The following is a 19,784-nucleotide window of genomic DNA, read 5'->3' as shown; positions in this document are numbered from 1 at the left end:
GTGCTCGCCACCCTGTCAAGGTGGAGGCCGCGGGTTCAAATCCCGTCAGGACCGCAGTGAACGACCAGGGCCCGCAACTCTTCGGAGACGCGGGCCTTACTCGTGCCCCCGCCGACAACGCCCGTGCTCGCCACCCTGCCAAGGTGGAGGCCGCGCCCGCGGCGCAGCCGCCATCGGGGGCAGCAAATCCCGTCAGGACCGCAGTGAACGAGGCCCACTTCCTTCGGGGGGTGGGTTTTTTCGTGCGCACGCGGCGGCGTATCGGCACCGGCCTGCACCATCCAGCCCGTCCGGCGCCTGAGGACGAGGCCCCTTCAGGGCCGAAACGGGGGTCTGGGGGCGCAGCCCCCAGGGACGGCACCCTTGACGCCGCCAGCGCCGCCAGGTACCCAGAAACCAGGCCCCGTTCCCGCAGGGCCACTGGAGGTGGCGTATGGCGGCTTCGGTCAGGCATGAGACGCGGGCCCTGCTCCGTGCGCACCTGTCGGCCGCCAGCTCCTACCGCCATGTGACCCGGCACTGTCCGATCTGCCACCGCCTGCTGCGGCTGGCCCTGGATTCACCTCCGCCACCGGAGCCCCAGGACGGTCCACCGGAGCAACTCCTCTAGCGCACATAGACCATAGGCAACAAGTCATCTGGCATGTGACGGGTGTCACCGCATAAGTTTTTGAAACGGTGGAACTTAAGACTCGCCTACAACTGGTCAATTTAATATGTGCAATTGCACCCCTGTGAGCGATGGTCCACAGGAGATCCGACAGCCCTCCCCAGACTCCGACAAGGTCCCTCACAGGACCCCGCGCCGGGCGCGCACGGACCCACGACCAGGCACAAAAAAGATCGCGCTGGACCCGGCGGAGTCCAGCGCGATCTACGACGCACCCTGTGTTCACATGTCTAAGAGCGTTGGGCGTGGGCTCTGTTGGGGCAGAACCCGCGTCGCTTGGAGCTGTGCTGTTCGGACGCTTGACCGGTTGGGGGACCAGCCGTTTCGCCCTTATTCAGTTGGTCAGGCTTCGCTGCGCTGCTGCGGGATGCCCGCGAGCAGTGCACGGACCTCCGCCTCGCGGTAACGGCGGTGTCCGCCGAGCGTGCGAATCGAAGTGAGCTTTCCGGCCTTCGCCCACCGCGTGACCGTCTTGGGGTCCACACGGAACATCGTGGCGACCTCAGCCGGGGTCAGCAGCGGCTCGGCATCAGGGGTGCGAGCGGTCATGAGCGGCCTCCTCGGGAGAACCGAACCTTCTCGGTTCTTTCCTCTAAATTCTGCACCTTGACCCGCGTTGCCCGAAATGGCGGACGCGAGTCGAGTCGGTTATAGGACGAACGGCATGTCCTCGGCACTACAACTACACCATCTGTCCAACCGCTACGGCCAAACCGACGGAATTGCCATCCCAGGTGTCCATCAGCGACGGAAGCCGATGGACCATGCCATAACGGACAGTCACACCACTGTGACGATCAGTCACAGGATGATCAGGAGTCATCGAGACCCCCCAAAGCACGCAATGCTGAAATTCCGCCCACAACGGGACGTACAGAGTCCTCCCCGGACTCCTTGTCCTATTTTGGCATGAGGGCGGGCAAGGGGCGCAAGGGATCTGCACGTGCGATCCGTCACGCTTGACATCAATCGTCCGGATCGGGACCTACGTCCCGTGTTGACGAACCGTAAGAATCCTATGCGCAGTTGTTCGAAGATGTCAGCCTCGTCGGCCGCCGCCTCAGTTGGCCGACCGCCGGTCCCTGACCGACCGCCACCGCTCCACGAGCCGCCCGTACGCCTCGCCCGCCGCCGCCCCGTCCCCGGTCCGCAGCGCCTCGATGCCCGCGGCCACGTCCGCCGCCGAGTGGTCGTCCTCCAACTCGCCGGCCGGCAGGACGTGCACGAGCCCGCCGTAGTCCAGTTCCACCAGCGAACGCGGATGGAACTCCTCCAGCCAGCGCCCCACGTCCACCAGACCGTCGATCAGCGGCCCGTCGTCGATCGCGTCCTTCAGGGTCCGCAGTGCCCGCGCCGTGCGCCGCCGCGCCTGCACCATCGGCGTCCGGTAGCGCAGCATCGGCGGATCGTCGCCGGAGGCCTTGTCGTAGCGGCGCTCCTCGTCCCCGACGAGCACGAACCAGTTCAGCGGCACCTGCCAGGTCGCCGTGCGGATCCACGGCCGGGCGTCCGGGTTGCGGGCCAGCCAGCGCTCGTAGTCCTGGGTGGCCTGGTGCCGTACGAGCGGCGGCAGTACGGCGTCCAGGACCGACGGCGGAAGTTCCTCCGCGAGGTCTCCCAGGGCCTGCCAGCCGCGCAGCCGGGTACGCCAGGGGCAGACGCACACCACGCCGTCGACCTCCACCACGAAGGCGTCGGCGCTCTCGTGCACCGGCACCGCGACCGGCGGAGTGGGCAGCAAGTCGGCCAGGGCCCGGCGCAGTTCGTCCTGGTACGAGGGACGGTCGGGCCGGTGGGCGTAGCGCGCCCAGTGGCCGCGCTCCGGCTCCGGGAAAGCGGCCAGCGGTTCGTAGACCCGTAGATAGGTCGCGTACGGGACGGTCACCGAGGACACCTTCTTGGGCACGCCTGCTCCCTCCCCCGCCGACGGTGAGGAAAACCTTCGGAACCCGCTCACGAACGGGCGGGAAAACTATGCAAATCGTCGCACGGACACCCCCCTTCGGTAGGTGATCCTGAACACTGCACCGATGGCGGTCGGACGCAGGCCCTACGCTCGTGCCACGGCACCCGCCACCCCTACGGGGGCCTGTCTCCAACCGCCGCCACTTACCCAGGAGTCACCACAGTGACCGACGTAGACAACGGCGTCCTGCACACCCTGTTCCACACGGACCAGGGCGGTCATGAGCAAGTCGTGCTCTGCCAGGACCGGGCCAGCGGCCTCAAGGCCGTCATCGCCATCCACAACACCGCGCTGGGCCCCGCTCTGGGCGGCACGCGCTTCTACCCGTACGCGAGCGAGGCCGACGCCGTCGCCGACGCGCTCAACCTCGCCCGCGGGATGTCGTACAAGAACGCCATGGCCGGCCTGGACCACGGCGGCGGGAAAGCCGTGATCATCGGTGACCCGGAGCGCGACAAGACCGAGGAACTGCTGCTCGCCTACGGCCGGTTCGTGGCCTCGCTGGGCGGGCGGTACGTCACCGCGTGCGATGTCGGCACGTATGTCGCCGACATGGACGTCGTGGCCCGCGAGTGCCGCTGGACGACCGGACGCTCGCCGGAGAACGGCGGCGCGGGCGACTCGTCCGTGCTGACCGCCTTCGGCGTCTTCCAGGGCATGCGGGCCAGCGCCCAGCACCTGTGGGGCGACCCGTCGCTGCGCGGCCGTACGGTCGGCATCGCGGGCGTCGGCAAGGTCGGGCACCACCTGGTGGAGCACCTGCGGGACGAGGGCGCCGAGGTCGTGATCACGGACGTGCGCGAGGAGTCCGTACAGCGGATCCTCGACAAGCACCCGACCGGTGTGCGGGCCGTCGCGGACACCGAGGCGCTGATCCGGGTCGAGGGGCTGGACGTCTACGCCCCCTGCGCGCTCGGCGGCGCCCTGGACGACGAGACCGTGCCGGTGCTGACCGCCAAGGTGGTGTGCGGCGCCGCCAACAACCAGCTCGCGCACCCGGGTGTCGAGAAGGACCTCGCCGACCGCGGGATCCTCTACGCGCCGGACTACGTGGTGAACGCCGGCGGGGTGATCCAGGTCGCCGACGAGCTGCACGGGTTCGACTTCGAGCGGTGCAGGGCGAAGGCCGCGAAGATCTTCGACACCACGCTGGCCATATTCGCACGTGCGAAGGACGACGGCATTCCGCCGGCCGCCGCGGCCGACCGGATCGCCGAGCAGCGGATGCACGAGGCGGCTGTGCGGAACAGGTGAGCCGGTACCCGCCGGCGATGACTTAGAGAGAACTCTCACGTTCGTCGGCGGGTCGCCTGCCAAGAAGTGGTTAAAATCGCGGTTGACCAGCGAGGACAGGGCACCTCGCGGGTCCTCTGGCCCGGCACGTGCTGCGGGCGACGTACCGTATGGGCGCGGGCTCAGGTACCGTGGAAGCCCTACGGACCGGTCTCTCCACGGAGAGTCCGTTCCAGATCATGAACGCGTGTCAAGACTCTGAGGCCACCGAGCCTCGTATCCGAGGGGGTCGAGCCATGGGGCGCGGCCGGGCAAAGGCCAAGCAGACGAAGGTCGCCCGCCAGCTGAAGTACAGCAGCGGCGGGACTGACCTCTCGCGTCTGGCCAATGAGCTGGGCGCTTCGACTTCGAGCCAGCCGCCGAATGGCGAGCCGTTCGAAGACGACGACGAGGAAGAAGACGACCCGTACGCTCAGTACGCGGATCTCTATAACGACGACGACGAGGACGAGGACGACGAGTCCGGTCCCCAGTCTCAACGTCGCGGAGCTTGACGCAACAGCGTCCCTCGCAGTTTCCGCATATCCGGAACAACTGCACCTCACCCGGTCCGGGGCAACACCGCCGGACCGGGTTTTGTGCTGCCGTTCGGCAGGCTGCTGCTGCTGCGACCAGGCCGATCCGCTCAGCCTGATTCACTCAGCCTGATTCACTCAGGCTGAGTAGTCCCCGACCAGCTCCGCGCCCGTCGCGTGGTCGCCGCGCTCGGTGATCTCGCCGGCGACCCATGCCTCGACCCCGCGGTCGGCCAGGGTCTCCAGGGCCACGTCCGCGGACTCCTCCGGGACGATCGCGATCATGCCGACGCCCATGTTGAGGGTCTTCTCCAGCTCCAGGCGTTCGACCCGGCCGGTCCTCCCGACGAGGTCGAAGACGGGCGCCGGGGTCCAGGTGGAGCGGTCCACGATCGCGTGCAGGCCGTCCGGGATGACCCGGGCGAGGTTGGCGGCCAGTCCGCCGCCGGTGATGTGCGAGAAGGCGTGGACGTCGGTCGTGCGGGTCAGCGCGAGGCAGTCCAGCGAGTAGATCTTCGTGGGCACGAGGAGTTCCTCGCCGAGGGTGCGGCCGAGTTCCTCGACGCGCGCCTCCAGGTCCAGGCCGGCCTGGTCGAGAAGGACATGCCGGACGAGCGAGTACCCGTTCGAGTGAAGTCCGGAGGCGGCCATGGCGATGACCGCGTCACCCGTGCGGATGCGATCCGCGCCGAGCAGCCGGTCGGCCTCCACGACGCCCGTACCGGCGCCGGCGACGTCGAAGTCGTCCGGGCCCAGCAGACCGGGGTGTTCGGCGGTCTCGCCGCCGACCAGGGCGCAGCCGGCCAGCACACAGCCCTCGGCGATGCCCTTGACGATGGCCGCGACACGCTCGGGGTGCACCTTGCCGACGCAGATGTAGTCGGTCATGAAGAGCGGCTCCGCGCCGCACACCACGATGTCGTCCATGACCATCGCGACCAGGTCGTGGCCGATCGTGTCGTAGACGCCGAGGCGGCGGGCGATGTCGACCTTCGTGCCGACGCCGTCCGTGGCGGAGGCGAGCAGGGGGCGCTCGAACCGCTTGAGGGCGGAGGCGTCGAAGAGCCCGGCGAAGCCGCCGAGGCCGCCGAGGACCTCGGGGCGCTGGGTCTTCTTCACCCACTCCTTCATGAGTTCTACGGCGCGGTCGCCCGCTTCGATGTCGACGCCTGCGCTGGCGTAGCTGGCACTGGTCTCAGACATTGCCCGGGATCTTTCGCGTTGAGTGGTGCGGGGGCTTACGGGCGACGGATCGCGTCGGCCGCGGCCGTGGCGGCCGGACCGGCCGCCAGCTCGGTCTCCAGGAGCTGCTTGCCGAGCAGCTCGGGGTCCGGGAGGTCCATCGGGTACTCGCCGTCGAAGCAGGCGCGGCACAGGTTCGGCTTGGCGATGGTCGTCGCCTCGATCATGCCGTCGAGGGAGATGTACGACAGGGAGTCGGCACCCAGCGAGGTGCCGATCTCGTCGATGGTCATGCCGTTGGCGATGAGTTCCGCGCGGGTGGCGAAGTCGATGCCGAAGAAGCAGGGCCACTTCACGGGCGGCGAGGAGATCCGGATGTGGACCTCGGCGGCCCCGGCCTCGCGGAGCATGCGCACCAGCGCCCGCTGGGTGTTGCCGCGCACGATCGAGTCGTCGACGACGACCAGGCGCTTGCCCTTGATGACTTCCTTCAGCGGGTTCAGCTTCAGGCGGATGCCGAGCTGCCGGATGGTCTGCGAGGGCTGGATGAACGTACGGCCGACATAGGCGTTCTTCACCAGACCGGCGCCGAACGGGATGCCCGAGGCCTCCGCGTAGCCGATGGCGGCCGGGGTGCCGGACTCCGGAGTCGCTATGACCAGATCGGCCTCGACCGGAGCTTCTTTGGCGAGTTTCCGGCCCATCTCGACACGGGAGAGGTAGACGTTCCGCCCGGCGATGTCGGTGTCGGGGCGGGCCAGATAGACGTACTCGAAGACACAGCCCTTGGGCTTCGCTTCCGCGAATCGGGAGGTGCGCAGGCCGTTCTCGTCGATGGCGACGAACTCGCCCGGCTCGATCTCGCGGACGTAGGCGGCGCCGCAGATGTCGAGGGCCGCGGACTCGGAGGCGACGACCCAGCCGCGCTCAAGGCGGCCGAGGACCATCGGGCGGATGCCCTGCGGGTCGCGGGCCGCGTAGAGGGTGTGCTCGTCCATGAAGACGAGCGAGAAGGCGCCCTGGACCTGCGGGAGGATCTGGTGGGCGGCCTCCTCGATGGTCAGCGGCTTGCCGTCCGGGTCCTCCTGGGCGGCGAGCAGGGCCGTGAGGAGGTCGGTGTCGTTGGTCGCGGCCACCCGCGGGGTGCGACCGCCCTCCTTCTTCGGGAGGTCGGCGACCATCTCCGCGAGCTGGGCGGTGTTGACCAGGTTGCCGTTGTGGCCGAGCGCGATGGAACCGTGCGCGGTGGCGCGGAACGTCGGCTGGGCGTTCTCCCAGGTGGAGGCCCCGGTGGTCGAGTAGCGGGCGTGACCGACCGCGATATGACCCTGGAGCGAACCGAGCGAGGTCTCGTCGAAGACCTGGGAAACGAGGCCCATGTCCTTGAAGACGAGGATCTGGGAGCCGTTGCTGACCGCGATTCCCGCGGATTCCTGGCCTCGATGCTGGAGGGCGTAGAGCCCGAAGTAAGTGAGCTTGGCGACCTCTTCACCGGGAGCCCAGACTCCGAAGACGCCACAAGCGTCCTGGGGTCCTTTCTCGCCGGGGAGCAGATCATGACTGAGTCGACCGTCACCACGTGGCACGGCACCGAGTGTAGGCGAGATCGACCACTGGTCCGAATTCGGGATACACGCCTGTAATGGATAACTCCCCGACGGCACCGCCCTCACCAGCCAAAACACGGAAAGCGACGCTACGACGGCCCCGCCGCCCGCCCTAGGAGGTGAGCGGTCGCACATCCTGCCGCGCCCCGACCGGCCCCGAACCGGCCTCAGGACATGATCGGCAGCAGCCCCCCGAGGTCGGCCCGCTCCCCGCTCGCGCGCACCTTCGCCTCCTCCATGGCGTCCATCCACCCGACCCGTCCGGTCGCGAGCCGGATCCAGGTCAGGGGGTCGGTCTCCACGACGTTGGGCGGGGTGCCGCGGGTGTGCCGGGGTCCCTCGACGCACTGCACGACGGCGTACGGCGGGATCCGCACCTCGGTCGAACCGCCGGGCGCCTTCACGGCCAGCGCGTCGGCCAGCAGCCGGGTGCAGGCGGCGAGGGCCTGGCGGTCGTAGGGGATGTCGAGGCCGGGGACGGCGGCGTTCAGGTCGTCGGTGTGGACGCAGAGTTCGACGGTGCGGGTGACGAGGTAGTCGGCGAGGGGCATGGCCCCGGCGTTGGTGTCGAGAAGCCGGCTGCCGGGATGGCTGTCCAGGTGCCCGGTGAGGGTCTGCTCGATGTCGGCGAGGTAGGCGCCGAGGTCGGGGTGCTGTGCGGCGAGCGTCCGCGTGAAGTCGGCGATGGCGGAGGAGCTGGCCGCGGTGGCGAAGGGCCAGTCGAGGATCACGGCGTTCTGCGCGGGCGGGGCCGGCCGCTCCAGGGCGCGGTGGACGGCGGTGATCGCCATGCCGATGTGCGCGACCAGTTCTCGTACGGTCCAGTCGCCGAGGCGGGTGGGGAGCGCGAGCTGCTCGGGGCTGAGGGCCGCCACCGCCTCCCGTACGTTCCCGAACTGGGCGAGCACCGCGATGCGGGTCTTGGCCGGGTCGTAGGTGCGGGCACGCTTCTTGGCCGTGGGCATGACGGCGAGCCTATTGCGTGGGCGTGGCGGCCACCCGGGGGACGGGGGTGCAGCTGAAAAAGTGTGTCACTTACTCGTGCCAGTGACACACTTTTTTGAGGACACCCCCTGGTTTGAGGACACCCCCTGGGAGGGCGGAGGGATCGGCCGCAAGGCCGGCGGCGCTCGGCTCGTTCGGGGGCTTCGGCGGCGACCGTTCCTTCAACACCGGGGTGCCCATGACGAGTTCGCGCAGTTGGCGGGCGAAGGGTTCGCTGTGCAGCCCGACCGCCGGATCGCGGGTCGCGACCATCTCCAGCAACTGCCGGAAGACCAGGTCCTCCTTGGTGCCGAAGATCACGACCGACGTCCCTGTCGCTGATCCGGGCCGAACTGCTCGTGGCGGGCGCGGGCTTCGGCCGGCTCGTCGGCCGGCTGATCCTGCTGGTCCAGGACTCCGCGCCACGTCACCAGCCGGGCGTGGCCAAGACCTCGATCCGCTTCTTCCAGACCCTCGGCACCGCCCTGGGCACGGCGGCGTCCGGCACGGTACTGGCCCGCTTCCACGCCGGACAGGCGCCGTATCGGCGGTCTGTCGGAGGTGTCGGTGGCGCGTCGGCGGACTGTCGGCACCGTGTTGAAACCTGGTCGGGATCCCGTCGGACAGCCGTCCGGCAGGCCCGTCGCACACAAGGAATCGTCATGACCACGCATGTCACGATCATCGGCGCCGGACTCGGCGGACTGACCCTCGCCCGCGTCCTGCACGTCCACGGCATACCGGCCACGGTCTACGAGGCGGAGGCCTCACCCATGGCCCGGCTGCAGGGCGGGATGCTCGACATCCACGACTACAACGGCCAACTCGCCCTGGAGGAAGCCGACTTGCTGGACGAGTTCCGCGCCATCGTCCTGGCGGGCCGCCAGGCGACCCGCGTCCTCGCCCCGGACGGAACCGTCCTGCTCGACGAGCCCGACGACGGCACGGGCAGCCGCCCCGAGGTGCAGCGCGGCGAGCTGCGGCAGATCCTGCTCGACTCGCTCCCGGCCGGCACCGTGCGCTGGGGTCACAAGGTCAGTTCGGTGCGCGCGCTCGGCGAGGGCCGGCACGAGGTGACCTTCGCGGACGGCGGCACCATCGTCACCGGTCTGCTCGTCGGCGCGGACGGCGCCTGGTCCCGCGTACGGCCGCTGCTGTCCGACGCCACCCCGGAGTACTTCGGCCGGACCTTCGTCGAGACCTATCTGTACGACGCCGAGACCCGGCATCCCGCCGCCGCGAAGGCGGTCGGCGGCGGATCGCTGTTCGTGCTCGACAAGGACGCGCACGGGAGGTGGATCGGGGCGCACCGGGAGAGCGGCGAGACGCTGCACGCCTATGTGACGCTGGCCAGGCCGCTGGAGTGGTTCGACGACATCGACTTCACCGATGCCGCCGCGGCCACCGCGCGGATCGCCGCCGAGTTCGACGGCTGGGCCCCCGAGATCACCGCCCTGATCACCGACAGCGACACCGCCCCGGTCCTGCGTCCCCTCAACTCGCTCCCGATCGGGCACCGTTGGGACCGGGTGCTGGGAGTGACCCTGGTCGGTGACGCCGCCCACCTGGCGCCGCCGGACGGCGAGGGCGCCAACCTCGCCATGCAGGACGGCGCCGAACTCGCCCTGGCCGTCGCCGCGTACCCGGACGACATCGAGCGGGCGCTCACCGCGTACGAGGAGGCACTGTTCCCCCGTAGCGCCACAGCCGCCGTCGAGGCCGTGGCAACCAACGAGGCCATAGGCCAGAATCTGGTCGCCTTCCTCGGCCAGGAGGCCCGGGACGAGCAGGAGGCCTGACAAGCGAACCCGGCTAGGTCTTGGACGGCTGGAACGTGGCCGCGGCGGGGAACTTCAGGCCGGTGCAGTCGCGGCGGGCGGCGACATCCGTGACGTACGCCTTGAAGAGGGTCCGGAGCCGCTTCTGGACGACCTTGTTGTACGGATAGTCGATGCTCAGCGTGTGGACGGCCGGCTGTCCGGCGCAGGTGGAGGAGGCCCACCACACGTTGTCGTCACGGTCGTAGCCCGCCGTGCCGGGGCTCAACGCCACCTGGTCCCTGCCGAAGTGCTCTGTCGCGACCTCGCGTGCCTCGTCGCCGAAGTAGGACTCGGTCCGCAGCCAGAAGGGCGCGACCCGGAGCACGTCGTCGAGGCTGTCGGCGTGGACTTCGTCCTTGCCTGGGCCCGGCCACATCCTGCGCACCTCCTTGTTGCTCACCCCGAGCAGGCAGCTCTCCTGCTGCGCGTGGGCGGCAGGGGTGGCCAGGGCGCGGTCGGGGAGACGCCGGCGGCCCTTCGCCGCGATGTATCCGGCGTACCAGCCGCACGTTCCGCCGGCCGACTTCGCGTTCACCAACTTCGCACTGGGCGTGGGCAGTTCGGCGGGAAGTGCGGGCAGCACGGCCTTGCAGCCCAGCTTCTTCGCCGCCCGTACGGCCGCGGCGCGGGCCAGCCCGGCCAGCGTTCTGCGGTCGGCGTCCGTGACCGGGGCGTCCTCGGAGTACTTGGCCACGGTCATCGTGTTGACGGACGTCACCCCGCCGGCCCCGTCGGCGCACTCGGCCTTCACCACGGCCGCGTTGCCGTAGTACACACCGAGCCGCCCGTCACCGATCGGGTACGGCGCCGTCTGCTCGGCCTCCCGTGTGATGTCGGCGTTCGGCGCCCCGCCCAACAGCCCGAACGGGTCGTCCCACCCGCTCACCAACTGCGCGAAGTCGTCGCTCGGGTTCGACCAGACCGAGAGCAGGAAGTGGCCGTACGTGGTGCCCGGCTTCCCGATCCGGTAGATCTGACACCGCGTGGACAGCGAGGCCGTACCGAGGACGCCCATCGAGTCGTCCTCTTCGCTCCCCGCCCGCACCCTCGTCGTACCGCCGTTGAGGTCCAGCACCTGGTCGGGATCGACGAGCCCGGCGCAGGCCTTCGCGATCCGGTCCCGGCTGGCGGACCGGTCGAACTGGTCCCTCGCCTCCAGCCACAGCCCCCAGCCACCCGCACCGACCCCGAACACCGCTGCCACAGCAACGAGTTGGTTGAAGGCGTTGCGCCGACGGCTCCCTCGGTCCGGAGTCAGCCAGCGGGAGCGCGGAAAGGGCACCCGGGCACGCTCGGAGGAATCAGGCGTGTTTTCACTGTGCAAGCTCACGCGCGACTCCGGGCGCCGCCGAACTCGCTTGTCCCTACCGATACTTCCACGTTCCCGCTCCCCCGTTCCACGCCCACGAACCGCCGAAGTCAGCACGAGCGAAGGCCCTGCCCGGAGCCCGGACAGGGCCTTCGTATGCATGCGTTCCTATGACGGCCTACGCCAGCAGCGCCGGGATCGTCCCCTCGTGCGCCTCGCGCAGCTCCTCCAGGGACAGCGCGAACTCGCCCTGAACATCAACCGATTCGCCGTCCACGACACCGATGCGCGTGACCGGCAGGCCCCGTGCGCCGCACATGTCGTTGAAGCGCAGCTCCTCCGAGCGCGGGACGGCGACGACCGCGCGGCCCGCCGACTCCGAGAAGAGGAAGGTGAACGCGTCCAGGCCGTCCGGGACGATCAGGCGCGCGCCCTTCTCGCCGAGCAACGCCGACTCCACGACCGCCTGGATCAGACCGCCGTCGGACAGGTCGTGCGCCGAGTCGATCATGCCGTCGCGGGAGGCGGAGATCAGGATCTCGGCGAGCAGCCGCTCCCGCTCCAGGTCGACCTTCGGGGGCAGTCCGCCGAGGTGGTCGTGGACGACCTGCGACCAGGCCGAACCGCCGAACTCCTCGCGGGTGTCACCGAGCAGGTAGAGGAGCTGGCCCTCCTCCTGGAAGGCGACCGGCGTGCGGCGCGCGACATCGTCGATGACGCCCAGCACGGCCACGACCGGGGTCGGGTGGATGGCGACGTCGCCCGTCTGGTTGTAGAGGGAGACGTTGCCGCCGGTCACCGGGGTGCCCAACTGCTGGCAGGCGTCGGCCAGTCCACGGATCGCCTCCGCGAACTGCCACATGACCGCCGGGTCCTCGGGCGAACCGAAGTTGAGGCAGTCGGAGACCGCGAGGGGCTTCGCACCCGTCGTCGCCACGTTGCGGTAGGCCTCGGACAACGCCAACTGCGCGCCCGCGTACGGGTCCAGCTTCGCGTACCGCCCGTTGCCGTCCGTCGCGATGGCGACCCCGAGGCCGGTCTCCTCGTCGATGCGGATCATGCCCGAGTCCTCGGGCTGCGCCAGCACCGTGTTGCCCTGCACGAAGTGGTCGTACTGCGAGGTGATCCACTTCTTGGAGGCCTGGTTCGGGGACGACACCAGCGCCAGGACCTGGGACTTCAGTTCCTCCGAAGTCCCGGGCCGGGCAAGCTTGTTGGCGTCGTCCGCCTGCAGCGCGTCCTGCCAGGACGGGCGGGCGTACGGGCGCTCGTAGACCGGGCCGTCGTGCGCGACCGTGCGCGGGTCGACGTCCACGATCTTGCCGCCGTGCCAGAAGATCTCAAGGCGGTCGCCGTCCGTCACCTCACCGATGACCGTGGCGATGACGTCCCACTTCTCGCAGATCTCCAGGAAGCGGTCGACCTTCGACGGTTCGACGACGGCGCACATGCGTTCCTGCGACTCGCTCATGAGGATTTCCTCGGGCGAGAGTGTCGAGTCGCGCAGGGGTACGTCGTCCAGGGTGACCGTCATGCCGCCGGAGCCGTTCGACGCCAACTCGCTTGTGGCGCAGGAGAGTCCGGCCGCGCCCAGGTCCTGGATGCCGACGACCAGCTTCTCCTTGAAGGCCTCCAGGGTGCACTCGATGAGGAGCTTCTCCTGGAAGGGGTCGCCCACCTGGACCGCCGGACGCTTCGACGGCTTGGCGTCGTCGAAGGTCTCGGACGCGAGGATCGAGGCGCCGCCGATGCCGTCGCCGCCCGTGCGGGCGCCGTAGAGGATGACCTTGTTGCCCGCGCCGGAGGCCTTCGCGAGGTGGATGTCCTCGTGCCGCATGACGCCGATGGCGCCCGCGTTGACCAGCGGGTTGCCCTGGTAGCAGGCGTCGAAGACGACCTCGCCGCCGATGTTGGGCAGGCCCAGGCAGTTGCCGTAGCCGCCGATGCCCGCGACGACGCCCGGCAGGACGCGCTTGGTGTCGGGGTGGTCGGCCGCGCCGAAGCGGAGCGGGTCGACGACGGCGACCGGGCGGGCGCCCATCGCGATGATGTCGCGCACGATGCCGCCGACGCCCGTGGCCGCGCCCTGGTAGGGCTCGACGTACGAGGGGTGGTTGTGCGACTCCACCTTGAAGGTGACCGCGTAGCCCTGGCCGACGTCGACCACGCCGGCGTTCTCGCCGATGCCGACGAGCAGGGCGTCGGACTGCGGGGCCTTCTCGCCGAACTGGCGGAGGTGGACCTTGGAGGACTTGTAGCTGCAGTGCTCGGACCACATGACGGAGTACATGGCGAGTTCGGCGCCGGTGGGCCGGCGGCCGAGGATCTCCACGACCTTCTCGTACTCGTCCTTCTTCAGGCCGAGTTCGGCCCAGGGCAGCTCGACGTCGGGGGTCTCGGCCGCGTGCTCGACCGTGTCCAGAGGCGTCCGGCTCATGCGTTGACCAGCTTCTTGAGGATCGAGGTGAAGAAGGGGAGGCCGTCGGTGCGGCCGGACCCGATGAGCGGCTCGACCGCGTGCTCGGGGTGCGGCATGAGGCCCACGACGTTCCCGGCGGCGTTCGTGATGCCGGCGATGTCGCGCAGCGAGCCGTTCGGGTTCAGGTCCAGGTAGCGGAAGACGACCCGGCCCTCCGCCTCCAGCTCGTCGAGCGTGTGCTCGTCGGCGACGTAGCGGCCGTCCATGTTCTTCAGCGGGATGTGGATCTCCTGGCCGGCGGTGTAGTCGCCGGTCCAGGCGGTGTCCGCGTTCTCCACCCGCAGTTTCTGGTCACGGCAGATGAAGTGCAGGTGGTTGTTGCCGAGCATCGCGCCGGGGAGGAGGTGCGCCTCGGTGAGGATCTGGAAGCCGTTGCAGATTCCCAGGACGGGGAGTCCCGACTTCGCCTGCTCGATGACCGTCTCCATCACCGGCGAGAAGCGGGAGATGGCACCCGCGCGCAGATAGTCGCCGTAGGAAAAACCGCCCGGGAGGACTACCGCGTCCACCTGGTGGAGGTTCTTGTCCTTGTGCCAGAGGGCGACCGGTTCGGCGCCGGCGAGGCGGATCGCGCGCTGGGTGTCGCGGTCGTCCAGGCTGCCGGGGAAAGTGACGACGCCAATACGAGCGGTCACTTGGCGGCCTCCGCCACTTCTTCCACCTTGACGGTGAAGTCCTCGATCACCGTGTTGGCGAGGAAGGATTCCGCAAGATCGTGGATGCGGGCGAGCGCGGCCTCGTCGACCAGGCCGTCAACTTCCAGTTCGAATCGCTTTCCCTGACGTACGTCGGAGATGCCTTCGAAACCCAGGCGTGGCAGCGCACGCTGGACCGCCTGGCCCTGGGGGTCGAGGATCTCCGGCTTGAGCATGACGTCGACTACGACGCGTGCCACTGGCACTCCCGGTGTTGTGGTGCTGAGCGTGTTCCTGCGGGTCTTCGACAGGTGACTTCAGACTACCTGCACAAAATTTCTACGCGAGTAGAGTTGTAGGAATCTACGTGAGGACCATCACGATCCGGTGTCGGGCGGGGGTCTTCACGAAAAGTTCAGGGAAAGATCCCGGATCGATCCCGGTTCCCTATTGCGCGGAGACACGCGGGAAGATTTAGTCGGGCTTCACATTGCATTGCCGGGCACTGTACAAATGAATTGGCAATAGCCGATACTTTGCCCAATAACAGGCGGACAGTCGACATCTCCGCACCTCCGTGACGTCTCCGTGCGTCCCCGCGGATAGTGCGGTTTCAGGTGTCGCACGAAGGGACCGATATTCGTGGCGCAGAAGGTCGTGGTCACTCTCTTTGACGACATCGACGGCTCGGAAGCGGCGGAAACGATCGCCTTCGGGCTCGACGGCAAGTCGTACGAGATCGACCTGAATCAAGCCAATGCCAAGAAACTGCGTAAGGCGCTCGCGCCGTACGTGGACGCAGGTCGCAAGCGGTCGAGGTCGGGCAAGGCCTACCGGCAGACCGAGGTCGCCCCCGACCCGGCGGCCGTCCGCGCCTGGGCACAGGCGAACAAGATGGACGTACCGGCCCGCGGACGCATCCCCAAGAAGGTCTACGAGGCGTTCGCCGCCGCGCAGTAGGCGGCGCGCACGGTTCCCCCGACGACCGGTCACCGGGCCCTCGGGGGAACCGACTTGCGCTGCACCCCTCCTGGTCAGCTAGAGTTCGGAGCACGCCGAGGGGCGAGGCCGAAAGGCCCAGCTCACGGAGTACATGCGGGTGTAGTTCAGTAGCAGAACATCCCCCTTCCAGGGGGAAGGCGCAGTGTGCAATTCCTGTCACCCGCTCTGCAGCATCACCGTTCGGACCACTCCGGTGGATCGGGTAGGCTGGTGCTCGCGCCGATCAGTGAGAGCTGGTCGGAGGCAATGCGGACGTAGCTCAGTTGGTAGAGCGCAACCTTGCCAAGGTTGAGGTCGCCAGTTCGAACCTGGTCGTCCGCTCCAGAGAAAGCCCCGGTCCACTGGACCGGGGCTTTTGCCATGCCCCGCGCCCGTCTGACATTTGTCATGCCGAGTGATGACACCGCGCACTGCTGCCGCGCCCCCGCCGCCGGGACGCTGGAGCCATGGACACCAACGAACACGAACACGTGATTGAGGTCACCGACCTACGCCGTGTGTACGGGGGCGGGTTCGAGGCTGTGCGGGGGATCACATTCTCCGTGCGGCGCGGAGAGGTCTTCGCGCTGCTCGGCACCAACGGCGCCGGCAAGACCTCGACCGTCGAGGTGCTGGAGGGGCTCGCGGCGCCGTCCGGCGGCCGGGTGCGCGTCCTCGGCCACGATCCCCACACCGAGCGGGCCGCCGTACGGCCGCGGACCGGGGTGATGCTGCAGGAGGGCGGCTTCCCGTCCGAGCTGACCGTCGCCGAGACCGCGCGGATGTGGGCCGGCTGCACGAGCGGAGCCCGGCCGGTGCCGGAGGCGCTCGCGCTGGTCGGGCTGGAGCGGCGGGCCGCCGTACGGGTGAAGCAGTTGTCCGGGGGTGAACGGCGGCGGCTCGATCTCGCGCTCGCGCTGCTCGGGGAGCCCGAGGTGCTGTTCCTCGACGAACCGACGACCGGACTCGACGCCGAAGGGCGCCGGGACACCTGGGAGTTGGTGCGGGCGCTGCGCGACGGCGGGACGACCGTGCTGCTGACCACGCACTACCTGGAGGAGGCCGAGGGCCTCGCCGACCGGCTGGCGATCATGAGCGAGGGGCGGATCGCGGTCACGGGGACGCCGGCCGAGGTGACGGCGGGGCGGCCGTCGCGGATCTCCTTCGAGCTGCCCGCCGGGTACTTCGTGGGGGACCTGCCGCCGCTCGCCGAGCTGGGGGTCGTCGGCCACGAGCTGGCCGGGAAGGTCGTACGGCTGCAGACGCACGAGCTGCAGCGGGCGGCGACCGGGCTGCTGGTCTGGGCCGAACGGGCGCGGATCGAACTGCGGCGGCTGGAGATGCGGTCGGCCTCGCTGGAGGAGGCGTTTCTGGGGATCGCGCGGGAACAGGAGGTGGCCGTATGAACGCCGTGGCGACCACTCCGGCGGGGCGGATGCGGGCGCTGGGGCGGGCCGAGCTGAGCCTGCTCGGGCGGAACCGGAACGCCGTGGTCACGGCGCTGTTCGTGCCACTGGCGCTGCCGTTCAGTGTGCGGCCCGCCGTCGACCAGATGAACCTCAAGGGCGAGGGGCTGAGCATCGGCTCGGTGATGCTGACCGCCGCGATCGGCTTCTCGCTGCTCTTCGCCGTGTACTCGTCCTTGGTCAGCGCCTTCGTCGCGCGCCGCGAGGAACTCGTCCTCAAGCGGCTGCGCACCGGGGAGCTCGGCGACTCCGAGATCCTCGCCGGCACCGCGCTCCCGGCCGTGTGCCTCGGGTTCGTGCAGTCCCTGCTGCTGGCCGTGGCCTGTGTGCTGCTGCTGGACGCCGGGGCGCCCGCGATGCCCCAACTGGTCGTCCTGGGGCTGCTGTTCGGCCTCGTCCTGAGCGCAGCGCTGGCGGCTCTCACGGCGAGCGTGACCAGGACGGCGGAGAGCGCGCAGGTGACCGCGCTGCCGGTGGTGCTGGTGTCCATGATGGGATCCGGGATCATCGTCCCGCTCCAGCTCCTGTCCGACCGGGTCGCCGACGTCTGCCGGTTCCTTCCCCTCTCCCCCGCGATCCGGCTGATCGGCGGCGGCTGGAACGGCGACCTGTCCGGCTCCGACGCACTGGGCGCCGTCCTGACCGCGCTGGCCTGGACCGTCCTCGCGGTGTTTGCTGTACGGCGGTGGTTCCGCTGGGAACCGCGGCGCTGACGTACGGAGAGCACCGGATCATGCGGATACCTGGAGGCTTCGCCGACGAAGGCGGCTCGGGCAGCGCGCGTGGCTCCGGCGGCTGGTGGGGGCGGAAGACCACTCCCGGGAAGGTCGAGACGTACACCCGGCTGTCCTTCCACTTCTTCGCCCTGATCGAGGTCGCCGCGATCGGGCTGCCGCTGTTCTCGCAGGTCGGGGCGGGTATCGCGGGCTGGATGGCGGTGCTCGTGACCGTGCACGCGCTGCTCTGTTCCGCCACCGCCTCCCGGGCGCTCGACTGGACGCGCGACCGGCGGGCACAGCCCGTACGGCTGCTGTGGCTCCTCGGGTCGGTGACCGCGCTGATCGCCGTCGTCGCGCTCGTCCTGGGCGACCGGAGTCCCGGCGACAACGAGGTGCAGGCCGCCGCGGCCACGCTCCTGGTGGGCGTGGTGAGTTTCGGCACCGGCACACTGACGCTCGGCGTCCGCGGCCGACGGCAGATCCTCTCGGTGGTGGCGGGTGCGGTCGGCGGAACGCTGGTCCTGCAGCTCCCGCTGGGCGTGGCCGCCCCGGCCGCGCTCGTCACCGCGCTCATCGTCCTCTTCGCCGGCGGTGGTCTCGCATTCACCGCCGCGTTCTCCGTCTGGCTCCTCGACGCCGTCTACGAACTCGACGAGGCCCGCGACACCCGGGCCCGGCTCGCCGTCGCCGAGGAACGACTGCGGTTCGGGCGCGACCTGCACGACGTGATGGGCCGCAACCTGTCGGTGATCGCGCTGAAGAGCGAACTCGCCGTGCAGCTGGCGCGACGCGGGCGGGCCGAGGCCGTGGACCAGATGATCGAGGTGCAGCGGATCGCACGGGAGTCGCAACGGGAGGTACGGGATGTCGTACGGGGCTATCGCGAGACCGCGCTCGATGTCGAACTGGCCGGTGCGCAGGGCGTGTTGAGCGCCGCAGGCATCGAGTGCGAGGTGACCGGGGAGGCCGCGGGGCTGCCGGCCGAGGTGCAGTCGGCGCTCGGCTGGGTGGTCCGCGAGGCGACGACCAACGTACTGCGGCACGGCAACGCGGGGCGCTGCGCGGTCGCGGTCCGGGTGGCGGAGGGAAGTGTGGTGCTGACAGTGGAGAACGACGGGGCGAAGGCGGTCGACGGGGGTACCAGTGGTGGGAGCACCGGTTCCAGCGGTGGGACGGGGCTCGTGGGGCTGCGGGAGAGGCTGACCGCGGTGGGCGGCGAACTGGAAGCGGGGTCCGTGGACGGCGACCGCTTCCGGGTGATGGCGACCGTGCCGCTGCCCGCGGTGGCGGGAGGTTTCGCGTCGTGACCGGAATCGCCGGGCGCCCGGCGGTGACCGCGAGCGGAGTCACGCCCCGCCCGCCGTCCGCCGCGAGCCGGGTCGACACCCGCCCGCTGCCCACCCCCACCCCGGTCACTGGAATCGCGTCATGACCGCCGATGTCGTACGGCTGCTGCTCGCCGATGACGAGCATCTGATCCGGGGGGCGCTGGCCGCGCTGCTCGGGCTTGAGGACGATCTGCTGGTGGTCGCGGAGGCGGCGACCGGGCCCGAGGCGCTGGCCATGGCGCGGGCGCACCGGCCCGATGTCGCCGTACTGGATCTGCAGATGCCGGGGGCGGACGGTGTGAAGGTCGCCACATCCCTGCGCGCCGAACTGCCCGACTGCCGGGTGCTGATCGTGACCGGACACGGCCGCCCCGGCCATCTGAAGCGGGCGCTCGCGGCCGGTGTGCGGGGGTTCGTCCCGAAGACGGTCAGCGCTCAGCGGCTCGCGGAGATCATCCGCACGGTGCATGCCGGACAGCGGTACGTCGACCCGGAGTTGGCCGCCGACGCCATCTCCGCCGGGGACTCGCCACTGACCGCGCGCGAGGCCGAGGTCCTGGAACTGGCCGCCGACGGGGCGCCGGTCGCGGAGATCGCCGAACGGGCCGCGCTGTCCCAGGGGACCGTACGCAACTACCTCTCCTCGGCCGTCTCGAAGCTCGGTGCGGAGAACCGGCATACGGCAGTGCGTCTCGCACGCGAGCGAGGTTGGGTATAGTTGCTCTCGCGCCACGGCGCAGCGCGGACGTAGCTCAGTTGGTAGAGCGCAACCTTGCCAAGGTTGAGGTCGCCAGTTCGAACCTGGTCGTCCGCTCCAGCAAAAACCCCGG

Annotated in this window: 21 protein-coding genes and 3 tRNA genes; 13 read left to right on the top strand and 11 right to left on the bottom strand. The window is 69.6% G+C overall.

Features of this window, described 5'->3' with window-relative positions:
• The first annotated feature begins 433 nt into the window (after positions 1-433).
• Positions 434-610, top strand: a complete 177-nt coding sequence (locus OC490_RS39610; protein ID WP_262062891.1) for a DUF6274 family protein — start codon at positions 434-436, stop codon at positions 608-610.
• Between the two features lie 402 nt (positions 611-1,012).
• Here OC490_RS39610 and bldC read toward each other — a convergent pair whose 3' ends face one another.
• Entirely contained in the window at positions 1,013-1,219 is a 207-nt protein-coding gene (gene bldC / locus OC490_RS39605; RefSeq protein WP_003949541.1) for a developmental transcriptional regulator BldC, read from the bottom strand.
• Positions 1,220-1,730: 511 nt separating this feature from the next.
• Positions 1,731-2,576, bottom strand: coding sequence for a hypothetical protein (locus tag OC490_RS39600; protein ID WP_262062890.1), 846 nt, complete (start codon positions 2,574-2,576; stop codon positions 1,731-1,733).
• 222 nt (positions 2,577-2,798) lie between these two features.
• Between OC490_RS39600 and OC490_RS39595 the strand changes: the two genes are divergently transcribed.
• Both OC490_RS39595 and OC490_RS39590 read left to right on the top strand, forming a co-directional pair.
• A complete protein-coding gene (locus tag OC490_RS39595; RefSeq protein WP_262062889.1) occupies positions 2,799-3,890 on the top strand; it encodes a Leu/Phe/Val dehydrogenase in 1,092 nt (363 codons plus the stop codon).
• 275 nt (positions 3,891-4,165) lie between these two features.
• Positions 4,166-4,423, top strand: coding sequence for a DUF3073 domain-containing protein (locus OC490_RS39590; protein WP_019061825.1), 258 nt, complete (start codon positions 4,166-4,168; stop codon positions 4,421-4,423).
• Between the two features lie 159 nt (positions 4,424-4,582).
• On the opposite strand, the gene purM is transcribed toward OC490_RS39590, so the two are convergent.
• The 5 genes from purM to OC490_RS39565 form a co-directional block, all read right to left on the bottom strand.
• Positions 4,583-5,647: a phosphoribosylformylglycinamidine cyclo-ligase gene (gene purM / locus OC490_RS39585; protein ID WP_262062888.1), complete on the bottom strand. Its 1,065-nt coding sequence runs from the start codon at positions 5,645-5,647 to the stop codon at positions 4,583-4,585.
• Between the two features lie 35 nt (positions 5,648-5,682).
• The gene (gene purF, locus OC490_RS39580) at positions 5,683-7,212 is read right to left on the bottom strand and encodes an amidophosphoribosyltransferase (RefSeq protein ID WP_262062887.1); all 1,530 of its coding nucleotides are present in this window, start codon (positions 7,210-7,212) and stop codon (positions 5,683-5,685) included.
• 188 nt (positions 7,213-7,400) lie between these two features.
• The gene (locus OC490_RS39575; RefSeq protein ID WP_262062886.1) at positions 7,401-8,198 is read right to left on the bottom strand and encodes a maleylpyruvate isomerase family mycothiol-dependent enzyme; all 798 of its coding nucleotides are present in this window, start codon (positions 8,196-8,198) and stop codon (positions 7,401-7,403) included.
• 70 nt (positions 8,199-8,268) lie between these two features.
• Positions 8,269-8,538, bottom strand: a complete 270-nt coding sequence (locus OC490_RS39570; RefSeq protein WP_262062885.1) for a hypothetical protein — start codon at positions 8,536-8,538, stop codon at positions 8,269-8,271.
• Entirely contained in the window at positions 8,535-8,810 is a 276-nt protein-coding gene (locus tag OC490_RS39565) for a hypothetical protein (RefSeq protein WP_262062884.1), read from the bottom strand. The genes OC490_RS39570 and OC490_RS39565 overlap by 4 nt, the downstream gene beginning before the upstream one ends.
• Before the next feature lie 69 nt (positions 8,811-8,879).
• On the opposite strand from OC490_RS39565, the gene OC490_RS39560 reads away from it, so the two are divergent.
• Positions 8,880-10,016: an FAD-dependent oxidoreductase gene (locus OC490_RS39560; protein ID WP_262062883.1), complete on the top strand. Its 1,137-nt coding sequence runs from the start codon at positions 8,880-8,882 to the stop codon at positions 10,014-10,016.
• A 13-nt stretch (positions 10,017-10,029) separates the two neighbouring features.
• Here OC490_RS39560 and OC490_RS39555 read toward each other — a convergent pair whose 3' ends face one another.
• The 4 genes from OC490_RS39555 to purS form a co-directional block, all read right to left on the bottom strand.
• Positions 10,030-11,319 (bottom strand): hypothetical protein, encoded by a 1,290-nt coding sequence (locus OC490_RS39555; RefSeq protein ID WP_262062882.1) that lies wholly within the window; start codon positions 11,317-11,319, stop codon positions 10,030-10,032.
• A gap of 205 nt (positions 11,320-11,524) precedes the next feature.
• Positions 11,525-13,783 carry a phosphoribosylformylglycinamidine synthase subunit PurL gene (purL, locus tag OC490_RS39550; protein ID WP_262062881.1) on the bottom strand — a complete coding sequence of 753 codons (2,259 nt, stop codon included), beginning with the start codon at positions 13,781-13,783 and terminating at the stop codon, positions 11,525-11,527.
• Complete coding sequence (gene purQ, locus OC490_RS39545) at positions 13,780-14,460, bottom strand: phosphoribosylformylglycinamidine synthase subunit PurQ (RefSeq protein WP_093628076.1); 681 nt, start codon at positions 14,458-14,460, stop codon at positions 13,780-13,782. Before purQ ends, purL begins: the two co-directional genes overlap by 4 nt.
• The gene (gene purS, locus OC490_RS39540) at positions 14,457-14,720 is read right to left on the bottom strand and encodes a phosphoribosylformylglycinamidine synthase subunit PurS (protein WP_262062880.1); all 264 of its coding nucleotides are present in this window, start codon (positions 14,718-14,720) and stop codon (positions 14,457-14,459) included. Before purS ends, purQ begins: the two co-directional genes overlap by 4 nt.
• A 382-nt stretch (positions 14,721-15,102) precedes the next feature.
• Here purS and OC490_RS39535 point away from each other — a divergent pair, with 382 nt between their 5' ends.
• The 9 genes from OC490_RS39535 (at position 15,103) to OC490_RS39495 (ending at position 19,771) form a co-directional block, all read left to right on the top strand.
• A complete protein-coding gene (locus OC490_RS39535; RefSeq protein WP_019073805.1) occupies positions 15,103-15,420 on the top strand; it encodes a histone-like nucleoid-structuring protein Lsr2 in 318 nt (105 codons plus the stop codon).
• A 135-nt stretch (positions 15,421-15,555) separates the two neighbouring features.
• A tRNA-Gly gene (locus OC490_RS39530) sits at positions 15,556-15,627 on the top strand.
• Between the two features lie 83 nt (positions 15,628-15,710).
• Positions 15,711-15,786 (top strand) — tRNA-Gly (locus tag OC490_RS39525).
• A 122-nt stretch (positions 15,787-15,908) separates the two neighbouring features.
• Positions 15,909-16,847, top strand: coding sequence for an ABC transporter ATP-binding protein (locus OC490_RS39520; protein WP_262062879.1), 939 nt, complete (start codon positions 15,909-15,911; stop codon positions 16,845-16,847).
• On the top strand, positions 16,844-17,620 hold the full coding sequence (locus tag OC490_RS39515; RefSeq protein WP_262062878.1) for an ABC transporter permease: 777 nt from the start codon (positions 16,844-16,846) through the stop codon (positions 17,618-17,620). Before OC490_RS39520 ends, OC490_RS39515 begins: the two co-directional genes overlap by 4 nt.
• Positions 17,621-17,640: 20 nt before the next feature.
• Positions 17,641-18,933 (top strand): histidine kinase, encoded by a 1,293-nt coding sequence (locus OC490_RS39510; RefSeq protein WP_262062877.1) that lies wholly within the window; start codon positions 17,641-17,643, stop codon positions 18,931-18,933.
• A complete protein-coding gene (locus tag OC490_RS39505; RefSeq protein ID WP_262062876.1) occupies positions 18,930-19,058 on the top strand; it encodes a hypothetical protein in 129 nt (42 codons plus the stop codon). The genes OC490_RS39510 and OC490_RS39505 overlap by 4 nt, the downstream gene beginning before the upstream one ends.
• The gene (locus OC490_RS39500; protein ID WP_262062875.1) at positions 19,055-19,672 is read left to right on the top strand and encodes a response regulator transcription factor; all 618 of its coding nucleotides are present in this window, start codon (positions 19,055-19,057) and stop codon (positions 19,670-19,672) included. The genes OC490_RS39505 and OC490_RS39500 overlap by 4 nt, the downstream gene beginning before the upstream one ends.
• A 23-nt stretch (positions 19,673-19,695) precedes the next feature.
• Positions 19,696-19,771, top strand: a tRNA-Gly gene (locus tag OC490_RS39495).
• Positions 19,772-19,784: the final 13 nt, after the last annotated feature.

Origin of the sequence: Streptomyces sp. STR69 (genome assembly GCF_024519455.1) — a bacterium.
Taxonomy (GTDB): Bacteria; Actinomycetota; Actinomycetes; order Streptomycetales; family Streptomycetaceae; genus Streptomyces.
Note: the sequence above shows the minus strand (reverse complement) of the source record. Positions and strands in the feature narration are given on the sequence as shown.